The organism is uncultured Campylobacter sp., from assembly GCF_938030785.1.
Taxonomy (GTDB): Bacteria; Campylobacterota; Campylobacteria; order Campylobacterales; family Campylobacteraceae; genus Campylobacter_B.
Window position 1 is genome coordinate 1 of the sequence record NZ_CALHIK010000016.1, and the last position, 2596, is coordinate 2596.

Annotated in this window: 2 protein-coding genes; both read left to right on the forward strand. The window is 48.8% G+C overall.

Translation table 11 applies throughout. From position 1 onward, the window contains the following. Window positions 1-62 precede the first annotated feature (62 nt). Window positions 63-1376, forward strand: coding sequence for a hemolysin family protein (locus Q0438_RS00965; protein WP_299186283.1), 1314 nt, complete (start codon window positions 63-65; stop codon window positions 1374-1376). A gap of 180 nt (window positions 1377-1556) precedes the next feature. Continuing rightward, window positions 1557-2596 (forward strand): lyase family protein (locus Q0438_RS00970; protein WP_299186280.1); only part of this gene is annotated, 1040 nt, incomplete at its 3' end.

A 2596-nucleotide genomic window follows, 5' to 3' on the forward strand; every position in this document is an offset into this window, starting at 1 on the left:
GCAAAATATTTATTTTTAAATTTCAAAGGATAAGAAATTTGGACACGGACAGTTCGGTTTTAATGTTAGTTTTAGCTTTTGTATTCATCTTTATGAATGCTTTTTTCGTTCTTTCGGAATTCTCAATCGTAAAAATAAGAAAATCGCGTCTCGAAGAGCTTATCAAAGATAAAATTCCAAACGCGCAGCTCGCTTTTAAAATTTCAAACTCCCTAGACACCTACCTCAGCGCCACTCAGCTCGGCATCACGATAAGTTCGCTGGCTCTGGGCTGGATCGGTGAACCCGCCGTAGCAAGGCTGATCGAGCTGCCGCTAAAAGCCTTCGGCGTAGGCGGCGTAGCGATCCATACGATCGCTTTTATCGTCTCCTTTACGCTCGTTACGCTATTTCACGTCGTGCTCGGCGAGCTGGTGCCAAAATCCATCGCTATCGCCAAAACCGAAAAAGTAGTGCTTTTCATCGCTAAACCGCTGCATCTGTTTTGGATCCTGTTTTTTCCGATCATCAAGGCGTTTGATTTCATCGCCGCCGTTTCGCTTAAAATAATCGGCGTAAAGCCCGCCAAAGAGAGCGAGCTCGCGCTTTCGGACGAAGAGATCAAAATCATCGCGAGCGAGAGCCTAAAAGGCGGAGTGCTCGATAGCCTAGAGACCGAGATCATCAAAAACGCCGTCGATTTCAGCGACACGGTCGCCAAAGAGATAATGACGCCGCGCCGCGATCTAATCTGCCTAAACAAGCAAGTAAGCTACGAGGAAAACTACGATACCGTCTTACAGTCGAGATTTACGCGCTTTCCATATATCGACGGCAGCAAGGACAACGTCCTAGGCCTCATCCACATCCGCGATATCATCCAACAAAAGGGTGAGCGAAGCTTCGATAAGATCGTGCGCAAGCTCATCATCGTGCCCGAAAACAGCCCGATCTCTAAAATTTTACCGATGATGAATAAGCAGCGCATTTTCGCCGCGCTCGTTATTGACGAATACGGCGGTACGGCGGGATTTTTGACGATGGAAGATATAATCGAAGAAATTTTCGGCGACATAAACGACGAACACGACGGTAAGATGCAAAATTTCAAGCGCATCGACGAAAATACCTTCGAGTTTAGAGGGCGCTTTGAGATCGAAGGCGTCGAAGAGGTGATGGGTATCGACTTCGACGAGGAGACCGAGCAGCTCACGATCGGCGGCTACGTCTTTAATCTCTTCGGCAGTCTGCCCGAGATCGGCGATAAGATCAGCGATGAAAACTGCGACTACGAAGTGCTGCGAATGGATGGCACGAGGGTCTCGCTCGTAAAAGTAACCAAAAAGCATAAGCGGGAGTTGCGCGATAAAGATGATGTTCTGGGCGAAGCGAAATAAGCACCTTTAGTTTAACTGCGCAGTAAGAATGCCCCATCTTGGCGAGATTCTAGTAAAATTTTAATATCGCTAATTTAGGGTCGCCTTTCTCGTCGCAAGAGAAATCTTACGATTTAAATTCAATTATAATTTATATATATTGATTTATAATTTTAAAAACTTCTTAGGAAAGGATTAATTATGGAATTTCGTATCGAAAAAGACACGATGGGCGAGGTAAAGGTTCCGAATGAGAAATATTGGGGAGCGCAAACGCAGCGTAGCCGCGAAAATTTCGAGATTGGAGTAGGGCTGGAGACGATGCCTAAAGAGGTCATAGAGGGCTTTGCCTACCTAAAAAAGGCGTGCGCGCTGGTTAATCGCAAGCTGGGCCGCTTAGATGAGCCTCGCACCGAGGCGATCGCGCAGGCGTGCGATGAAATTTTAAACGGCAAGCTGGACGGAAATTTCCCTCTAGTCGTGTGGCAGACGGGCTCGGGCACGCAGTCGAATATGAATTTAAACGAGGTCGTTTCAAATCGCGCGATGGAGATTTTGGGGCTAAATTTTCGCGATAAGGCGGCGCTGGACGCGAGAGACGCGAAATTCGTGCACCCAAACGATCACGTAAATAAAGGTCAGAGCTCGAACGACACCTATCCTACGGCGATGCGAATAGCCTTTGTGCTAGAGCTTCAAAAAAAGCTACTGCCAGCGATAGAAAAGCTTGAAGCGACGCTGGATAAAAAGACCGCCGAGTTTGCAAAGATCGTAAAGATCGGCCGCACTCACCTGCAAGACGCCACGCCGCTCACGCTCGGACAGGAATTTAGCGGCTACGCGCACATGCTAAAGGCGAGCAAGGCGCAGATCCTAGCTACCATGCCGTTTTTAGAGGAGCTTGCTATCGGTGGCACCGCGGTGGGCACAGGGCTAAACTCGCACCCGAAATTTAGCGAGATGGTAAGCGACGAGCTAAACGCGCTAACGGGCACGGCGTTTAAATTTAAATCCCATCCGAATAAATTTCACGGCCTAACCAGCCACGATGCCGAGGTATTTTTAAGCGGCGCGCTAAACGGCCTGGCGGCAAATTTGATGAAGATCGCAAACGACGTGCGCTGGCTGGCAAGCGGGCCAAGATGCGGCATCGGCGAGATAAACATCCCCGAAAATGAGCCGGGAAGCTCGATAATGCCGGGCAAGGTAAATCCGACGCAGTGCGAAGCCGTCACGATGGT